Genomic DNA, 16,752 nt, shown 5'->3' with positions numbered 1-16,752 from the left:
ATCAGCTCGCGAGAGAGTGTCCGAGCTGGTCGGCGAGCTTGGTGAGCAAGCCGGCCGCGGCATCGGCGATGACGGTGCCGGGCGGGAAGATCGCCGCAGCCCCGGCCTCGTACAACTCGTCGAAGTCGCCGGGCGGAATGACACCGCCGACCACGATCATGATGTCCGCACGACCGACCTCCGCGAGCGCGTGCTTGAGCGCGGGCACCAGGGTGAGGTGTCCCGCAGCCAACGACGACACGCCGATGACGTGCACATCGTTGTCGGCCGCCTGCCGGGCGACCTCTTCGGGGGTCTGGAACAGCGGTCCGACGTCGACGTCGAATCCGAGGTCGGCGAAGGCGGTGGAAATCACCTTCTGTCCGCGGTCGTGGCCGTCCTGGCCCATTTTCGCGACCAGGATGCGGGGACGACGTCCCTCCTCCTCGGCGAACTTCTCGACGAGTTCGATTGCATTCGAGATGTTGCTCACCTTTCCGGCCTCGTCCCGGTACACACCACTGATGGTCCGGATCTCGGCCTGATGGCGCCCGTACACCTTCTCGAGCGCGTCGGAGATCTCGCCGCCCGTGGCCTTGGCGCGGGCCGCGTCGATTGCGAGCGCCAGAAGGTTGTTCTCCATACCACCCTCGGTCGATGCCGCGGCGCGGGTGAGCTCGGCGAGGGCCGCCTGCGTCGCGTCCTCGTCACGCTCGGCGCGGAGCTTCTCGAGCTTGGCGAGCTGCTCGGCGCGCACCTTGGTGTTGTCGACCTTGAGGACCTCGATGCTGTCCGGCTCGGCAGGCACGTACTTGTTGACGCCGATCAGTGGCTGCCGACCGGAGTCGATACGGGCCTGGGTGCGGGCCGCGGCCTCCTCGATGCGAAGCTTCGGGATACCTTCACTGATGGCCTGCGCCATGCCGCCGGCCTCCTCGACCTCGGCGATGTGGGCGCGGGCCCGGTTCGCGAGCTCGTTGGTGAGCCACTCGACGTAGTGCGAGCCACCCCACGGGTCGATCGGACGGACCGTGTTCGACTCCTGCTGGATCAGCAGCTGCGTGTTGCGGGCGATGCGGGCAGAGAAGTCGGTCGGCAGCGCGATCGCCTCGTCGAGCGCATTGGTGTGCAGCGACTGGGTGTGCCCCTGGGTCGCGGCCATCGCCTCGACGCAGGTCCGTCCCACGTTGTTGAACACGTCCTGCGCGGTCAGCGACCAACCGGAAGTCTGCGAGTGGGTACGCAGGGACAGCGACTTCGCGTTCTTGGGATCGAACTTCTCTACGAGTTCGGCCCACAGGAGCCGGCCGGCGCGGAGCTTGGCGACCTCCATGAAGAAGTTCATGCCGATGGCCCAGAAGAACGACAGGCGGGGCGCGAACTTGTCGATCTCCATGCCTGCGTCGAGGCCGGCGCGGATGTACTCGACGCCGTCGGCGAGGGTGTAGGCCAGCTCCAGGTCGGCGGTGGCGCCGGCTTCCTGGATGTGGTAGCCGGAGATCGAGATGGAGTTGAACTTCGGCATCTTCGTGCTGGTATACGCGAAGATGTCGGAGATGATCCGCATCGAGGGCTTCGGCGGGTAGATGTAGGTGTTGCGGACCATGAACTCTTTCAGAATGTCGTTCTGAATGGTTCCGGCCAGCTGCTCGGGCGTCACGCCCTGCTCTTCCGCAGCCACGACATACAGCGCGAGGATCGGCAGCACCGCGCCGTTCATCGTCATCGACACCGACACCTTCGACAGGTCGATGCCGTCGAACAGCTGACGCATGTCGAGGATCGAGTCGATAGCGACACCGGCCATGCCGACGTCGCCCTGGACGCGCGGGTGGTCGGAGTCGTAGCCGCGGTGGGTCGCGAGGTCGAAGGCCACCGACAGGCCCTTCTGCCCGGCGGCGAGGTTACGACGGTAGAAAGCGTTGGATTCGGCTGCCGTCGAGAAACCCGCGTACTGGCGAATAGTCCACGGCTGGTTGACGTACATCGTCGGATAGGGGCCGCGTACGAACGGCGCGATGCCCGGGTAGCTACCGAGCGGGTAGCCCTCGGCGGCGATGGCGTCACGGTCGGCCTTGGTATAGACCGGCTTGACGTCGATGCCTTCGGGGGTGTTCCACACCACGTCGTCGACGGTGTAGTTGTTCGCGGACGCTACGGAATCGACGAGTGCGGCGGTCTGCTCCGCGGTAGGAGCAGCGGGTTCCGGGGAATCCGGATCTGTCAGTGGGACATCGGCGAAGCTGCCGATCTCGGATTGGATGCTCACTTACGCTCCCAGGGTGTTCAGAAGATCGGTCAGTGCAGCGACCGCGTCGATGCGCGCGGTCAGGTAACCGTCCGGACGGTTGTCGCCCTGCGCGTCGCCCACGGCCTTCTCCGGGCCTGCGAGCAACACGGTGGTGATCCCCGCGGCACGCAGCGCCGCGGTGGCACTGCCTGCGTGCTCGCCGTAGCGGGCGTCGGTGCCGCACAGCACGGCGACCGTGACGCCGGAGTCGCGGACCGCGGCGGCGAGGGTGTCGTCGCTCGGATCCACCGGTCCGGGGTTGACGGCCTCGATGCCACCGGCTGCGAGCAGGTTGCTGGCGAAGGTGGTGCGCACGTTGTGTTCCGCGACGGGCCCTAGGGGGGCGAGCAGCACCGTGGGCCGGGAGCCGTGCACAGCGAGAAAGACGTCGGAGCGATCGCGCAGCGCCTCGAACGGTGCTGCGTAGCGCGCCGCGAAGGCACCCGAGTCGGCGACACCGGCGGGCAGGGGGGCCTCGGCGAGGTTCGGGAATTCGTTGATGCCGGTGACGGAGAACTTACGGTGCGCGATATCGGCCTCGCGGCGGGCGCGGGTAGCGGCGATGCGCTCGGAGACCAGTCCGGCGTCGAGGGCCGCACGGTATCCGCCGGCTGCCTCGATCTGCTGGAAGAACTCCCACGACTTGCCCGCGACCTGTGCTGTCAGATCCTCGATGTACCAGGATCCTGCGCCCGGGTCGAGGACACGACCGAGGTTGGACTCCTCGAGGAGGAGCAGGTTGGTGTTGCGAGCGATGCGCGCGGAGAATGCCTCGGACACGCCAACGGCACCGGTGGGCAATGCGGCGTCGAACGGCAGAACGGTGACGGCGTCGGCGCCACCGACTCCGGCGCCGAACGCAGCGAGGGTGGTGCGGAGCATGTTCACCCACGGGTCGCGCTGGGCCATCATGGCAGCGGAGGTCACTGCGTGCTGCGGGGCGTTTCCGGCGTCGCTCGCTCCGGCGACCTGCGCGACACGCGCCCAGAGTTGACGGGCTGCCCGGAACTTGGCGATGGTCTGGAACTGGTCGTCGGTGGCCGCGAACCGGAACTCGATCTGGCCGAGAGCCTGTTGCGCGGACAGTCCCGCCGCGACCAGGGCTCGGACGTATTCGATGCCTGCAGCGATCGCCGCACCGAGTTCTTCAGCGTCGGATGCGCCCGAGTTGTGGAAGGCGGTGCCGTCGACGGTGATGGCGCGGACGGTCTCGACGCGTTCTGCGGACGCGACGGCGAGCGCGACGGCGTCGTCGACGGTGACGTCAGCGCGGCCGGAGAAGGCGCTGGTCAGCGGCGCGGCGCCGAGTGAGATACGCACTGCGCCGCGGTCGGCGACGTCGGTGCGTGCGTCGAGCAGCGCGTACAGGGACTCCGCGGCGGCAGCGAGGTCGCTGTCTGCGTCGAGACTGACAGGCGCGAGGTCGAACAGCACCTTGTCGAGTGCCGCGGACAGTCCGTCGACGGGCAGTGCACCCTCGCCGACTCGCAGCCACAGGGCGCTGACACCGTTCTCGAGAGCATCGAGGATGCGCTCGTTCAGGTCTTTGGCGTCGCTCCCGTCGAACCGGGCGCTCACGAGCCAGCCTGCGTTGACGTCACGGGTGGACGAGCCGCCACGGGTGTACGGGAACTGCCCGGGCAGCGGAGCCTCCGGGCGTTCGTCGCGGCTGCTGTAGAGCGGAGCAACCGTCACGTCGTCGTACGTGGTGGTCTCGAGCAGGCGCTGCGGCTCCGGGCCGAGTTCTGCCGGATCGACGCGGCGCGACTTGGCGAGTACGCCCGCGACCGCTTGCTGCCACTGCGCGTATGCGCGCGCGGCGTCCTCGGCCTCTGCTGCTAATGACACGTGCGATTTCCTCCTACTGCGGGTGGGCAGGCTCTCGAGCGGCCGGGGTGGGCCGCGGGGCATGACGCCTCGCAAACACTAAGCCGATGTAGTTGTGATGCTAGCCGCACACTCCGGTGTGAAATCGTGGGGATCACCACAATTTCTCTAGCGATCGATAACCGTGGATGCTCCAGGATGCGACCCCCAGCTCGCATTCCTCCGTGCCACATGCCCACGCACCCCGCCGGGTACGCTGGGTCCCCGTGATGAGGATTCTCAGGGACCGCAGGGTCATCGGCATCCTCGCACTCCTCGCAGCACTGGCCGCGGCGGCGCTTCTGCTCCCCCATCCGTCGATCGCGCAGATCCGCCAGTGGTCGGAATCTGTCGACGGTCCGCTGCTGGTCCTGCTCTTCTTCGCTGTCCATTCGCTCGTGACGATCAGTCCGGTACCGCGCACGGTGTTCACTCTCAGTGCCGGGGTCCTGTTCGGTCCCGCCGTGGGTATCGCGGTCACCACGGCAGCCACCACGGTAAGCGCAGTCCTCGCGTTCCTGCTGGTACGGGCGCTGGGTCGGGGTGTCGTGACGTCATACCTGACCCATCCTGCAGCGAAGGCCGTCGATCTGCGTCTCGCCCGGCGCGGTTGGCTTGCCGTCGGGTCGCTGCGATTGATCGCCGCGGCGCCGTTCTTCGTCGTGAACTGCTGCTGCGCGGTGTCGTCCGTGCGCCTGGCGCCGTACACCGTCGCCACCGTGATCGGGATCCTGCCTGGCACCGTTGCCGTGGTGCTGCTGGGCGACGTGCTCACCGGGCAGTCGAGTCCTGCATTGGTGGCAGTGACGGCGCTCTGCATTGTGCTCGGTGTCGGCGGCCTCCTACTCGAGGCACGCCTTCCTCAGCCTGCGGGGTCGGCACTTGATGCCATCACGGGCACCCAAGACGAGGAGACAAGCCTGAAGGCTTGATTTCTTGATTTCAAGCCTCCATCCTTGTTCCATGTACGTGTTGACGGTCGACCAACGCGGCAGTCGCCGCGACATCGATCGCGTCGAAGATCTGCTCGTCGAACTCCACGACGTTCCCCTGCTCCGCAAGTTCGAACGCACCGCCGGCGACGAAGTCCAGGCCGTGTCCGACGACTCCGGCACGGTGATCGATCTCGCATTGGATCTGCTCGAGCGGGACAACTGGAGTATCGGCATCGGGATCGGCCCCGTCGAAACACCGCTTCCTGCCCAGACCCGAGCCGGTCGCGGTCCCGCGTTCGAGCACGCCCGCACCGCCGTAGAACGCGCCAAGAATGCGCCCGGCCGAATCGCTGCCGACGGCACCGACGCCGATTCGGCATCCGACGTCGACGCGGCCCTGACCCTCCTCGCGACCATCGTGGTGCGCCGTACCGACCAGGGTGTCGAAGCCGTCACGCTTGCGCGCGCCGGACTGTCCCAGTCCGAGATCGCCACCGAACTCGGCATCAGTAAACAGGCCGTGTCCCAGCGCCTGCTCACTGCCGGGTGGCAGGCCGAACTCGCCGGCCGTCTGTTGCTGCACCGACTCCTCGAAAGGGCCGATCGTTGACCGTCACCTCTCTGGCGCTCCTCGCTGTCGCAGCCGCCGCGCCTGCCCTGTCCTTGATCCCGCGGCTTCCGGTGTGGATCGGGGCGGCAGTGACCGCGATCGCACTCGGGTCAGCGGCTCTCACCGCAGCCGCAACCGATCCCGCTCAGGGTTTCGCGCTCGGGGCGACGCTCACCCTCACCACCGTCGTCGCCATCACCGGGGGCGGACCGGCCGTGCTCGTCGCGTTCCGGATCGCCAGGCGGCAGCCCGACGCGGGACCGACACCGACCCCACCACCGGGGCCGCTACGCGGCGGCCGGGTCATCGGCGTCCTCGAGCGCGGCGCGGTCGCGGCATCCATCCTGGCGGGATGGCCGGAAGGCATCGCGATCATCATGGCGGTCAAAGGCCTGGCCAGATACCCGGAACTGCGTGAACCGCAGGCGTCCGAGCAATTCATCATCGGCACGTCGACGAGTGTGTTGTGGGCCGCCGCGGCGTGTGGGGTCGGCCACGCCTTGATCACTTGAGTTCTCATCGACACAGCCGGACTGGCATACTTGCGGGCGCAACTGAATATGCCATTGAACTGCGGCGGGAGAGTCCCGCATCTGCGGGCGCCGAAGGAGCAACCTCCCGGGAATCTCTCAGGCCCACAGACCGCCGCACGCGAGGCAACTCTGGAAAGCAGTCCTTCGGGGCTCACCGACGGTGTAGGCGGATCCGACAGGATCCGTGAAAGCTCTCAGGTCCGATGACAGAGCGGGGAACCACCGCCCCCGGTGCGTGATGCACCCTGTCCGGAGGAAGTTCCTTGACGCTGACCGTCGGCGCATCCCCGCGCGTCCAGACTGTGCCCGCTCCCGTCGCACCGACGACCACGCCCCGGCCTGCGCGTACGAATCGACGGCTCGGCATCGCCGCCATCGTCATTTCCGCAACCGCCATGGGCGCCGCAGGGCTTTTCGGTCGCATGGCCACCCCGCCCGGCGCAGCACTGGGCGAGGCTCTGACCCTGGGCCGGATGCTCGTCGGCACCGTGGGGATGCTGCTCCTGATCGCCTTCTCCCGTCGGCTCGGCGCGATCCGCCGCACGCGGTTGTCACCGTCGATCGTGCTCGGCGGCGTGTTCCTCGGCTTGTCGCTGGCCACCTATCTGTCTTCCACGCTGCTCACCGATCTGTCGCGGGCCGTTGTTCTGCACTATCTCGGTCCGCTCATCGCAACGGTGCTTGCCCGGGTTCTTCTCAAAGAATCGATCACGCGTCTGGACGCCCTGTCGCTGGTCACCGCGTTCGCCGGAATGCTGCTGGCCGCCGGACTGATCGGCGGTGACCCGCCAGCAGGGTCCGACCAGGAGAGCCTGGGTACGGTGCTCGGCGTCGCGTCGGGCCTCTTCTACGGTCTGGCGCTGCTCTGCTACCGGTATCGCTCCGATATGCCCGCCGACGTCCGCAGCTTCTGGAACTTCGCCTTCGGTGCGGTCGCGACCGCGGCGATGGTCGTGGTCACCCGGCCCGACGTAACGGGCATGACCGCTATGAACTGGGCGTGGGCCGCCGGATTCTTCGTCGTGTGCGGTCTGCTCGCTCTGGGTCTGCTCGTCGTCGCGGGCAAGCACCTGCGGGCCGCGGAATTGTCGGGGCTGTCATATCTCGAGGTCGTGGTCGCGTTGATTCTCGGTGCCCTGGCGTTCGGCGAATCGATCTCACTCCTCGCCACCCTCGGCGCCGGGATGATCATCGCGGCGATGACGCTCCCGCTCGCCACCGGTCGCCGGCGCCGCAGCAAGATTCCCGCAGCGCAGGTCGGATCGGCGGCATGACAACGTCGCGGCCCGCACATCGGATGTGCGGGCCGCGACGGGTACCAGCGGAAGCGCTACTGCTGTTGGGGCGGGTACTGCTGGGGATCCGCTTCCTGCTCCGGCTCACCGGTGGGCATCCACCCATCTTGCGCAGGCTGTGACTGCGGCAACGCCTGCGGCGGCGTTCCTGCGGTCTGGCCTGCCTGGTGCCGCGAAGCCGATCCGGGCACATCGGGGTCGACCGGCTTGCGTGCCACCGCCTCCGCTTCGGCGACGGCCTTCGCCACGGCCGGATCGCTCTTGGTGGTGAACCAGTCCTCGACCTCGGCCGAGTCGTCCTCGGGACGCTGCAGATCCTCCTCGACCGGGCTCGGCTCGAACCGGAACACGCCGTCGTCGCCGGGCGCACCGAGGTTCTTCGCGAATCCCTTGAGGGCATCACCGAAGTCGCTGGGCAGTAGCCACACCTTGTTCGCGTCGCCCTGCGCCATCTCCGGCAGGGTCTGCAAGTACTGGTAGGCAAGCAGTTCCGGTGTCGGTTTGCCTGCCTTGATCGCTGCGAACACCTTCTCGATCGCCTTCGCCTGACCCTGTGCCTCCAGATAGCTGGCCGCACGGTCGCCCTGAGCACGCAGGATCCGCGACTGCCGATCGGCTTCCGCTTCGAGAATCGCCCCTTGTTTGGCGCCTTCCGCCGACAGGATGCGGGACTGCTTGTCACCCTCGGCGGTCTTGATCGCGGCTTCGCGGTGCCCCTCGGCGGTGAGGATCATCGCGCGCTTCTCGCGATCCGCTTTCATCTGCTTCTCCATCGATTCCTGGATCGACGGCGGTGGATCGATGCTCTTGAGTTCGACGCGAGCTACCCGCAGCCCCCATCGGCCGGTGGCCTCGTCCAGCACCCCGCGAAGCTGTCCGTTGATCGAATCACGCGACGTCAAGGTCTCTTCGAGGGTCATCCCGCCGACCACGTTGCGCAGGGTCGTCACCGTCAACTGTTCGACAGCGGCGATGTAGTTGCTGATCTCGTAGACCGCGGCCTGCGGATTGGTGACCTGGAAGTACACAACCGTGTCGATGCTCAACGTCAGGTTGTCCTGGGTGATCACCGGCTGCGGCGGGAACGAGACGACCCGCTCACGCAGATCCACCTTTGCCCGGATCCGGTCGACGAACGGCACGAGGAAGGTCAGCTGACCCGAGGCCGTTCGGTAGTACCGGCCGAGTCGTTCGATCACCGCCGCCTCGGCCTGCGGCACCAGCGACACCGATTTCGCCACGACTATCACGACCAGTGCCACCACTACGGCGAGCACGATCAACGCTTCCATCCTCTACACACCCCTCCATACGACGGCAGTAGCGCCGTCGATCTGCATCACTGTCACGGTCGTGCCGGGTTCGTACACTTCGGTCGCGTCGAGCGCCCGCGCGGTCCATACATCGCCGTCGATCTTCACGCGGCCCGACCTCTCGTCGACCTGCTCCAGAACCACAGCGGGTTTTCCGGGAAGCGCCTCTATTCCGGTCGGCAAGGCGGGCGGCGTGGCGTACCGGCGGCGGAGTGCGGGCCGCACCCCCAGCAACAGCAGTAGCGACGCCGCTCCGAACACGATCGCGTCGGCCCACACCGGGAAGTCGGTCGCCGCCGAGACACCGGCGGTAGCAAGTGCGGCGCCCCCGAGCATGAGCAACGCGAAGTCTCCGGTCAGCGCTTCACCCGCGGCCAGAGCCACTCCTACGATCAGCCATATCAACGCCGCCACAGCCCCCATCGAACCACAAATCGGACACGACAGCAGCAGCGCTGGTAGGAGCGGTTCGTCCGGAACCCGTGTCGCGCAGTCGTTCCTCAGGAAGAACCGCGTCCCCTATTGCTGCAGCTTCACGACGGCCGCAACGGCTCCGGCAGGATCTCGGCGGGCACGGTCCATTCCTGTGGCACAGCACGGACGAGTAGTCCGGCCACCGCCATTCGGCGAGGGCAGGAACACAGCACCCCAGATCTGTGGAGTCCCTTCTGCCGCAACATGTTCGACAGTCGCCATGCTGGTTCGTCGTCGCTCGCTCGGACGGCCCCGGAGAGGGGCGGTCTTTCAGCCCTCCCCTGGATCGGTGACGAAATCGACGAGCCGTTCGACCGCACCGATGAGGTTCGATTCGAGATCGCGGAACGAGTTCACCGCCGAATACACGCGCCGCCAGCCGTCCTGCGGGGTACCCCAGCCGAGTTCGCGGCACACACCCGTCTTCCAGTCCTGACCACGCGGGATGGTGGGCCAGGCGCTGATGCCGAGCGCTTGCGGCTTCACGGCCTGCCACACGTCGATGTACGGGTGACCGGTGACCATCACGTGCGGGCCGAGATTCGCGGTGAGTCGTTCTTCCTTGGAACCGGTGACGAGGTGATCGGCGAGGACACCCACGCGCCGGCCCGGGCCCGGTTCGAACTCCGTGAGCCGGGCACCGAGATTGTCGAGTCCCTCGAGTTGTTCGACGACAACCCCTTCGACGCGCAGGTCGTGCCCCCACACTCGCTCGACGAGCGCCGCGTCGTGTACGCCCTCCACCCAGATGCGGCTTCCCCGAGCCACGCGTGCCCGCAGCCCCTCCACGCGCGTCGATCCGGAGGCGGACACCGTGGGCCGAGCAGCAGGACGAGTCTTGGGCCGCACGAGCGTGACGGGGGCACCGTCGACGAGGAACGCGGCGGGGCGCATTGCGAACAGACGCGTCCGTCCTTGCCCGTCCTCGAGTCGGACGAAGTCTCCGTCGTAGGTCTTCTCGAACCCCACGACTGCTCCGCACCATCCCGTCGCTGCGTCCTCGACGACCACACCGCGGTCGGCCGGCAGTTCCGGGACGGGCTTCTTCTTCGTGCGGGTGTGGCCGGCGAAGATGTCGCCGCCGTACATGTCGCGTGGGCTCACGCCGTTCCACGTTAGGACATCGTCGGCGAGGGGTGCCGCCGCCACGCCGAGCGTCCCCGCCCGACGTCGCCGTATGCTGCGTCGGTGAGTTCTCCGAGTCTGACCCTGACACTGTGGGGCGGGTCGTGGCTCTCCGGCCACACGTCCATCGACGACATGATCGACGCACTTCACGTGTGGGCACCGCTGCAGTTGGTCGCAGCGCACGACGAACCCGCATCCGCGGCCTCGGGGGTAGCCCTCGAGCCTGTCGTCGGCGCCGCTACGTTGTCGGCTGTCATCCGCCGGGCCGCCCCGACGGATGGCTCGGGGATCCGGTTGGTCCTTCCGGCCCCCGGTGATGTGCAGGGCCTACCGACCGGAACCGCTTTCGCGACGGCGGCGCTCACGGGTGGACAGGGTGTGCTCGTGGGTGTCCCGGGCACACCCGGACTCGGGCTGGTGCCGGTCGCCGAGGGACCGGATGTGCTCCGCTGGAACGTTTTCGCTGTACCCGAACTTCCCGAGCCGTCCGCCGGCCCTGGCCTCGGCGAGGCCGAGTTCACACTGCGGGAAGCCGTGCGTGGTGCCGCGGAGGCCCTCGGAGGTATCCGAACCGTCGGTCTCGACGGCCGGGGCACCGATCCGCGGGCCGAGATCGCCGACGTCGTGGCCGAGCAGGCCCGTCACCGGTATCCGGACCACCTGCCGTCGCGGGCCGTCCGGATTCTCGATTCGGCCGATCAGGTCGCGGCGATCCTCACCGTGGCGTCCGGAGGTCGGGGCCTACAGGCCGGTTCGGCGTCAGCGGTGTCCATGCGCGAGGAGGCGTTGCGTCCGTTGTGGGCGACGGTTCGCACAGCGCGTCTGGCAGCGGCGATCGCAACATTGGAGAGCTGGCACAGGAGTGACCGGGCGACTGGCGGATGAGGAAACGGACATCGACCTTGTCGGGCCGATATACGGGACGGTGACGCGCAGCGGACGTCCGGATGGACGAACGGTGAACACACGCCACCGGCCCGCGGTGGCCTGTGCGCAGTGTCTAGTCTGGCGGCCTGAACCCGCCGGAGTCCCCCGGCGCCGGGACGAACAGGACCCCCCACGTAATGTCACAAACCCCCGAAGGATCATGGCGTTCGAACACTACGCTCGCTCGACTTCGCGCCGGACTGGGCTCGCTCGGACCGAGTGAACAGCGGGTTGCGAGGGCTGTCCTCGCCGAGCCCGCATCCGTCGTCGAACTGTCCACGGCCGAATTGGCGGCGACGTCCGGTACCTCGCCTGCGACTGTCGTCCGCGCCTGCCAGCGCCTGGGTTTTCGCGGCTTTCAGCACCTTCGTCTCGAACTTGCCCGTGCCGCACCCGATCCCGAACGCGCCGCGTCGACACCGGTCGATTCGGCGTTCGATGCAGCGGCCGAGGCACTGACCGCGACGCGCGCCACGATCGACTCCGACACGTTCGCGGAGGTGGTCGACTCCATGGTGCGCGCCCGACGGATCCTGCTGGTCGGCAACGGTTTCTCATCTCCCCCGATCCAGGACGCGGCGTTGCGTTTCACCACCGTCGGCCGCAGCGTGGAAGCGCCGCTCGACATTCTGGGGCAGCAGTTCTCGGCGCGACTGCTCACGGCCGAGGATCTGTGCCTGGCGGTCAGCTATTCGGGGGCGAACACCCACACCCTTCGTGCGTGCGCCGCCGGACGCGAGCGTGGGGCGACGATCGTCGCGGTGACCAGTTATACGAACACACCCCTGACCCGCCTCGCAGATTTCGTATTGTGGGCGGGCGCCGGTGTCCACGAGCACGAAGCGGATTCGTTCTCGGCCCGCATCAGCCAGTGCACGATTCTCTATTCGCTCACGCGGGGCATGCTGACCCATCCGGAGCAGCACGTTGCAGGTCTCGGCGTTCACGACGTGGTGGCAGACGCCCTCAGCGACACCTTGCCCGGACACCCGGATCATTCGAACAACTACGACACTCTACCCATATCCGACTGTTAACCTGCGTGTCGTCGCCTGTTCCGGCAACCGGACCCGCTCATTCAATCGGGCCCCTCACGATGTGTCCGGTCGGAACGCCGTTCCGACCGTGTTGGAACGTTGAGTGACGAAGGACGAACCGTGGATCCGATCGAAGTGGCCGGCACGTTCAATGTGCGCGCGATAGCAGGACCTGGGATCGCTCCCGGAATCCTGTACCGATCCGCAGCACTCGATCACCTCACCGAGGACGGCCGAAATCTTCTGCGCGCCCGAGGAATCACGACCGTCCTCGATCTTCGCGACGCCACCGAACGGCGGGTGGACGAAAACACCTTCTGGAAGGTCGTGCACAACCCTCTGTTCGACCCCCGGGTCGGGCCGCCTCGATCGGGTGACATCGTCGCGACCTATCACGCGTTGCTCGAAGAGCGCGGACATGCACTTGTCGCCGCGCTCCGGACACTCGCCCAGTCCCCCGGTCCCGCCCTGGTGCACTGCGCCGTCGGCAAGGATCGCACCGGTCTGGTGGTCGCGCTCGCACTGGCGGCCGTGGGCTTCCCGGACGATCGCATCGTCGACGACTACGCCCGGTCCGGCGTTCAGGTCCGACCGCACCGGGAGGCCGCGGTCCACGAGTTGCTGAGCGGACTGCCCCTCGACCCCGCCGAACATGCGCGCGCCCTCGAGTTGCACCTCGACTCACCTCCGGCGGCGATGGCCACAACACTCGCGTACCTACGTGACCGCTACGGAAACGTGCCGGGATATCTTCGCGCCCAAGGATTTACCGACGAAGACTTCGAGGCGCTGCGAACGAGACTGTGCGGCGGCGCGTCCGCGTCCGGTGAGCTCACGGTCCTGCACCTGAGCGATGTGCACGCCACCTCGGCCGAACCGCTCTTTCCCGGAGTCGACGGCATCGACCGGATCGGGCGCGTTGCCGAGCACGTCGAATCATCGCTGTTGCGGCCGGACGCCGTCGTGGTCACCGGCGACCTGGCGCAGCGCGGCGTAGCGTCGGCGTATCCGGCGTTGGCGGCGGCCCTGGACGAACTGGGTACGCGCCTGGCGTGTCCGGTGATCGCCGTTCCGGGCAACCACGACGACGAGGCAGCTTTCGCGGCGTCGTTCGGGCGGCGGCCCGTCGAGCACATCGGTGGTTTCCGGCTGATCGGCATCGACAGTTCGACCGGCAGGATCCGACGCGACGATCTCGAAGCTCTGCGCCTCGAATTATGTTCGGCTGCACCGGAAGGCACGGTGCTGGCTCTGCACCATCCACCGGTTCCGTCCCCTGCGGCAGCGCTGTCGGAGCGGGAGCTAGCCGCCCCCGACGAACTCGCCTCGGTGCTCGCCGGATCCGACGTCATCGCGGTTCTCGCAGGCCACTTCCACCATCCGATGAGTGGCGTCTTCGCCGGTATTCCTTTGTGGGTGGGCAGTTCGCTCGCCTATCTGCAAGATGTGGGATCCCCGGCCGACACCGTCGTCGGATTCGACGCGCCGAGCTATTCCATCGTTCGGTGCTCTCGACGCGGAGTCAGCGCTCTGCCCATCTCACTCCATACTCCCGAGGTGCTGTTCCGGTCACGCCCCACACCGACCGTCGCCGCCCACTGACCATCTCATCCCCCCTCGACCAGGAGAATCTTTCGTGACATCACTTCCCCGTTTCGTCTCGGTCGCCGCATTCGGCGCCCTCGCCGCGGTCACCCTCGCCGCATGCTCGGAACCCGCTGCCTCCGAAACTGATTCGACCGGTGCCCCGGTCTCGGCCGGAGAGCAGGTCCTGACGGTCTACACCTCCGAGCCCCAAGCCAAGATCGATGCGCTGACCGCCGCGTTCACCGAGGAAACCGGCATCGACGTCGAAGTTTTCCGTGCCGGTACCGGCGACCTCACGGCCCGCATCGAGGCCGAACGTGCCACCGGGGAGATCGGTGCGGACGTCCTGCTCGCCGCGGACGCACCCACCTTCGAGCAGTACAAGGCCGACGGTCTGCTGCAGCAGTACGTCCCCGCCGACGCGGACGCGCTCAACCCCGACGTCGTCGATCCCGACGGCTACTACGTCGGCACCCGGATCATCCCGACCGTCATCGCCTACAACACGACCGCCGCCGATGCACCGCCGACCTCCTGGCAGGACCTCACCGATCCGCAGTACCTCGGCAAACTCACGTTGCCCAACCCGGATGTGTCGGGAGCCGCCGCATTCAACACCGCCGTCTGGATGAACACCCCCGAACTCGGCGAAGGCTGGCTCGAGGCGCTGGCCGCCAACGAACCCGTGATCGCGGAGAGCAACGGCCCGGTCGGGCAGGCCGTCGCCGCGGGCACCCAGCCGGTGGGGATCGTCGTCGACTACCTCGTGCGTGAACTCGCAGCGAAGGGATCTCCGATCGCACTGTCGTACCCGACGGACGGTGTCCCCTTCGTCTCCCAGCCGGCCGGCATCTTCGCCGACTCCGACAACACCGAGGCGGCTCGCAAGTTCGTCGACTTCCTGGTCGGCAAGCGGGGCCAGGAAATGGCCGTCGAGCAGCAGTACCTGCCCGTGCGCGGGGACGTCGGAACCCCGGAGGGCGCTCCGGCCCTGTCCGATCTCCCGCTGCTGACCCCCGACCTGGCGGAGATCACCCGGACGCAGAGCGACGCGGTCCGGAAGTTCAATGACCTCGTCGGCTGACGTTCCCGAAAAATTGTCCGAAAGCGATACGGCGCCCGCCGTCCGGATTCCCTCCGGGCGGCGGCCCGATCCCGTGACCTACGTCCGGATCGCACTGTGGGTGTTCGTCGCCGCGATCGTCGTCGCCCCACTCGCTACCGTCGTCTCCCTGGGCCTCGGCGGTAATCATGTTCGACAGCTGGTCGACGACGACATCGCAGGTGCCGCCGTCAACAGTGTCGTCTCCGCGGGCCTGTCCGCATTCTTCGCCGTGGTCCTGGCCACCGTGATGGCGCTGCTCCTCGACCGGACCGACCTCCCCGGACGCGGCGTGCTGCGATTGTTCCTGCTGTCTCCCTTGCTTATTCCCCCGTTCGTCGGAGCCATCGCCTGGACCGGGCTGCTGGGGCCGAGCGGCATGGTGAACCAGTTCTGGACCGAACACTTCGGTGGACCGCTGTGGAACATCTACGGCGGTGACGGCGTGGTGTTCCTGCTGACCGTGCACTCGTACCCGATGGCGTATCTGATCATCTCGGCCGCACTGCGGAAGATCCCCGGCGATCTCGAGCAGGTCGCACGGATCGGTGGGGCCGCTCCCGGACGTGCCCTGCGCACGGTGACGGTGCCTCTGCTGCGACCTGCCCTGCTGGCTGCGTTCACCTTGACCGCGGTGGGCAATCTCGCCGACTTCGGGATCCCCGCCCTGATCGGGCTACCCGAGCGATACGTGACCTTGTCGACGATGGTCTACCGCTACATCCAGTCCGGCACGGTGGACCGGCCCCTCGAAGTGGTCTCCACCATCGGCATCGCACTGCTGTTGCTCGCGGTTCTCGCTGTCGCTGCCGACCGCCGGCTGGCCGGGCGTCGGAGGCAACTGGACGGCCCTGTGACCGCTCCTGCACTCCTGCCTCTCGCGGGCGCGCGCACGCTCACCGGAGCCCTGGCGTGGACCGTCGGTCTCGCACTGACCGTGCTGCCCATCCTCGCCCTGGCGACGCAGGCGTTGCTTCCGGCTCCCGGAGTACCTTTCACGTGGGAAAATCTGACGCTCGACAGCATTATCGCTGCGGTCACTGCACCGGGCACCGTCGTCGGTGTGCAGAACTCGCTGATGCTCGCCGTGGGCGCCGGACTCGTCTGCGGTGTGATGGGCCTGGCGATCGGGGTGCTCACCACGCGCACCCGATCACGCGACAACGCCGGTCTGGACCTACTCGCGATGTTGCCGCAAGCAGTGCCCGGACTGGTCATCGCAGTGGGCTGGCTCATCGTGGGCCGGTACACCGGACTGTTCGACACACGCTGGGTCATCCTGTGTGCGTACATCACCGCGTTCCTCGCAATCGTGGTGCAGGCGGTTCGGGCACCGTTGTCCACCACCCCGGCAGCGCTCGAGGAAGCGGCGAGGTCGTCGGGCGCGTCCCGACTGCGGTCGTTGCGGGACGTGCCGTGGGCGATGACCATCCCGGCCGCTGCCACCGGCGGCGTGCTGGTCGCGCTGACCGCTGTCCGCGAACTGACCATGTCGGTGCTGCTCGTAGCACCGGGCACCCAGACTCTCGGCGTATCGATCTTCAACCTGCAACAGGCCGGCGACTACAACGCCGCGTCTGCGCTGTCCCTGCTCGTCGCACTCGTCGGCATCGCAGGCCTCGGTGTGGCCGCAGGCGCCCGCACAGGCCGTTGACCCCCCACAGATCGGAGTTCAC

The 16,752-nt window shown here is 67.5% G+C and carries 14 protein-coding genes and 1 riboswitch; of the genes, 9 read left to right on the top strand and 5 right to left on the bottom strand.

Annotated elements, in window-relative coordinates; translation table 11 throughout:
- Position 1: 1 nt before the first annotated feature.
- Together scpA and mutA are read right to left on the bottom strand one after the other, a co-directional pair.
- Positions 2 to 2,248, bottom strand: a complete 2,247-nt coding sequence (gene scpA / locus ACSYG9_RS22925) for a methylmalonyl-CoA mutase (RefSeq protein ID WP_440124643.1) — start codon at positions 2,246 to 2,248, stop codon at positions 2 to 4.
- Positions 2,249 to 4,117 (bottom strand): methylmalonyl-CoA mutase small subunit, encoded by a 1,869-nt coding sequence (gene mutA / locus ACSYG9_RS22920; RefSeq protein ID WP_440124642.1) that lies wholly within the window; start codon positions 4,115 to 4,117, stop codon positions 2,249 to 2,251. It lies immediately after the preceding gene.
- A gap of 248 nt (positions 4,118 to 4,365) precedes the next feature.
- On the opposite strand from mutA, the gene ACSYG9_RS22915 reads away from it, so the two are divergent.
- The 4 genes from ACSYG9_RS22915 to ACSYG9_RS22900 all read left to right on the top strand — a co-directional run bounded on the left by ACSYG9_RS22915 (position 4,366) and on the right by ACSYG9_RS22900 (position 7,487).
- Complete coding sequence (locus ACSYG9_RS22915) at positions 4,366 to 5,067, top strand: VTT domain-containing protein (RefSeq protein WP_440127771.1); 702 nt, start codon at positions 4,366 to 4,368, stop codon at positions 5,065 to 5,067.
- A 31-nt stretch (positions 5,068 to 5,098) separates the two neighbouring features.
- Positions 5,099 to 5,680, top strand: a complete 582-nt coding sequence (locus ACSYG9_RS22910; RefSeq protein ID WP_440124641.1) for a hypothetical protein — start codon at positions 5,099 to 5,101, stop codon at positions 5,678 to 5,680.
- Complete coding sequence (locus ACSYG9_RS22905; RefSeq protein WP_440124640.1) at positions 5,677 to 6,192, top strand: hypothetical protein; 516 nt, start codon at positions 5,677 to 5,679, stop codon at positions 6,190 to 6,192. Before ACSYG9_RS22910 ends, ACSYG9_RS22905 begins: the two co-directional genes overlap by 4 nt.
- 55 nt (positions 6,193 to 6,247) lie before the next feature.
- Positions 6,248 to 6,335, top strand: a riboswitch (glycine riboswitch).
- A 141-nt stretch (positions 6,336 to 6,476) separates the two neighbouring features.
- Entirely contained in the window at positions 6,477 to 7,487 is a 1,011-nt protein-coding gene (locus ACSYG9_RS22900; RefSeq protein ID WP_440124639.1) for an EamA family transporter, read from the top strand.
- Positions 7,488 to 7,543: 56 nt separating this feature from the next.
- Here ACSYG9_RS22900 and ACSYG9_RS22895 read toward each other — a convergent pair whose 3' ends face one another.
- The 3 genes from ACSYG9_RS22895 to ACSYG9_RS22885 all read right to left on the bottom strand — a co-directional run bounded on the left by ACSYG9_RS22895 (position 7,544) and on the right by ACSYG9_RS22885 (position 10,384).
- On the bottom strand, positions 7,544 to 8,800 hold the full coding sequence (locus tag ACSYG9_RS22895; protein ID WP_440124638.1) for an SPFH domain-containing protein: 1,257 nt from the start codon (positions 8,798 to 8,800) through the stop codon (positions 7,544 to 7,546).
- A 3-nt stretch (positions 8,801 to 8,803) separates the two neighbouring features.
- Positions 8,804 to 9,244, bottom strand: a complete 441-nt coding sequence (locus tag ACSYG9_RS22890) for an NfeD family protein (RefSeq protein ID WP_440124637.1) — start codon at positions 9,242 to 9,244, stop codon at positions 8,804 to 8,806.
- Between the two features lie 321 nt (positions 9,245 to 9,565).
- On the bottom strand, positions 9,566 to 10,384 hold the full coding sequence (locus ACSYG9_RS22885; protein WP_440127770.1) for a DUF3097 domain-containing protein: 819 nt from the start codon (positions 10,382 to 10,384) through the stop codon (positions 9,566 to 9,568).
- 99 nt (positions 10,385 to 10,483) lie between these two features.
- On the opposite strand from ACSYG9_RS22885, the gene ACSYG9_RS22880 reads away from it, so the two are divergent.
- From ACSYG9_RS22880 to ACSYG9_RS22860, 5 genes are all read left to right on the top strand, one after another.
- Positions 10,484 to 11,308 carry a hypothetical protein gene (locus ACSYG9_RS22880; protein WP_440124636.1) on the top strand — a complete coding sequence of 275 codons (825 nt, stop codon included), beginning with the start codon at positions 10,484 to 10,486 and terminating at the stop codon, positions 11,306 to 11,308.
- Between the two features lie 179 nt (positions 11,309 to 11,487).
- Positions 11,488 to 12,387 (top strand): SIS domain-containing protein, encoded by a 900-nt coding sequence (locus ACSYG9_RS22875; protein ID WP_440124635.1) that lies wholly within the window; start codon positions 11,488 to 11,490, stop codon positions 12,385 to 12,387.
- Between the two features lie 120 nt (positions 12,388 to 12,507).
- On the top strand, positions 12,508 to 13,989 hold the full coding sequence (locus tag ACSYG9_RS22870; RefSeq protein ID WP_454840041.1) for a tyrosine-protein phosphatase: 1,482 nt from the start codon (positions 12,508 to 12,510) through the stop codon (positions 13,987 to 13,989).
- A gap of 34 nt (positions 13,990 to 14,023) precedes the next feature.
- Positions 14,024 to 15,058, top strand: a complete 1,035-nt coding sequence (locus ACSYG9_RS22865; protein ID WP_454840040.1) for an ABC transporter substrate-binding protein — start codon at positions 14,024 to 14,026, stop codon at positions 15,056 to 15,058.
- Positions 15,042 to 16,730 (top strand): ABC transporter permease, encoded by a 1,689-nt coding sequence (locus tag ACSYG9_RS22860; RefSeq protein WP_454840038.1) that lies wholly within the window; start codon positions 15,042 to 15,044, stop codon positions 16,728 to 16,730. Before ACSYG9_RS22865 ends, ACSYG9_RS22860 begins: the two co-directional genes overlap by 17 nt.
- Positions 16,731 to 16,752 lie beyond the last annotated feature (22 nt).

The sequence above is a fragment of the Rhodococcus sp. SJ-2 genome (genome assembly GCF_053750035.1).
Note: the sequence above shows the minus strand (reverse complement) of the source record. Positions and strands in the feature narration are given on the sequence as shown.

Coding starts and splice junctions, on each gene's coding strand:
- ACSYG9_RS22895 (WP_440124638.1), bottom strand. CDS start 8,800: ATGGAAGCGTTGATCGTGCTCGCCGTAGTGGTGGCACTGGTCGTGATA.
- ACSYG9_RS22885 (WP_440127770.1), bottom strand. CDS start 10,384: ATGTACGGCGGCGACATCTTCGCCGGCCACACCCGCACGAAGAAGAAG.
- ACSYG9_RS22915 (WP_440127771.1), top strand. CDS start 4,366: ATGAGGATTCTCAGGGACCGCAGGGTCATCGGCATCCTCGCACTCCTC.
- ACSYG9_RS22890 (WP_440124637.1), bottom strand. CDS start 9,244: ATGGGGGCTGTGGCGGCGTTGATATGGCTGATCGTAGGAGTGGCTCTG.
- ACSYG9_RS22860 (WP_454840038.1), top strand. CDS start 15,042: ATGACCTCGTCGGCTGACGTTCCCGAAAAATTGTCCGAAAGCGATACG.
- ACSYG9_RS22875 (WP_440124635.1), top strand. CDS start 11,488: ATGTCACAAACCCCCGAAGGATCATGGCGTTCGAACACTACGCTCGCT.
- ACSYG9_RS22910 (WP_440124641.1), top strand. CDS start 5,099: ATGTACGTGTTGACGGTCGACCAACGCGGCAGTCGCCGCGACATCGAT.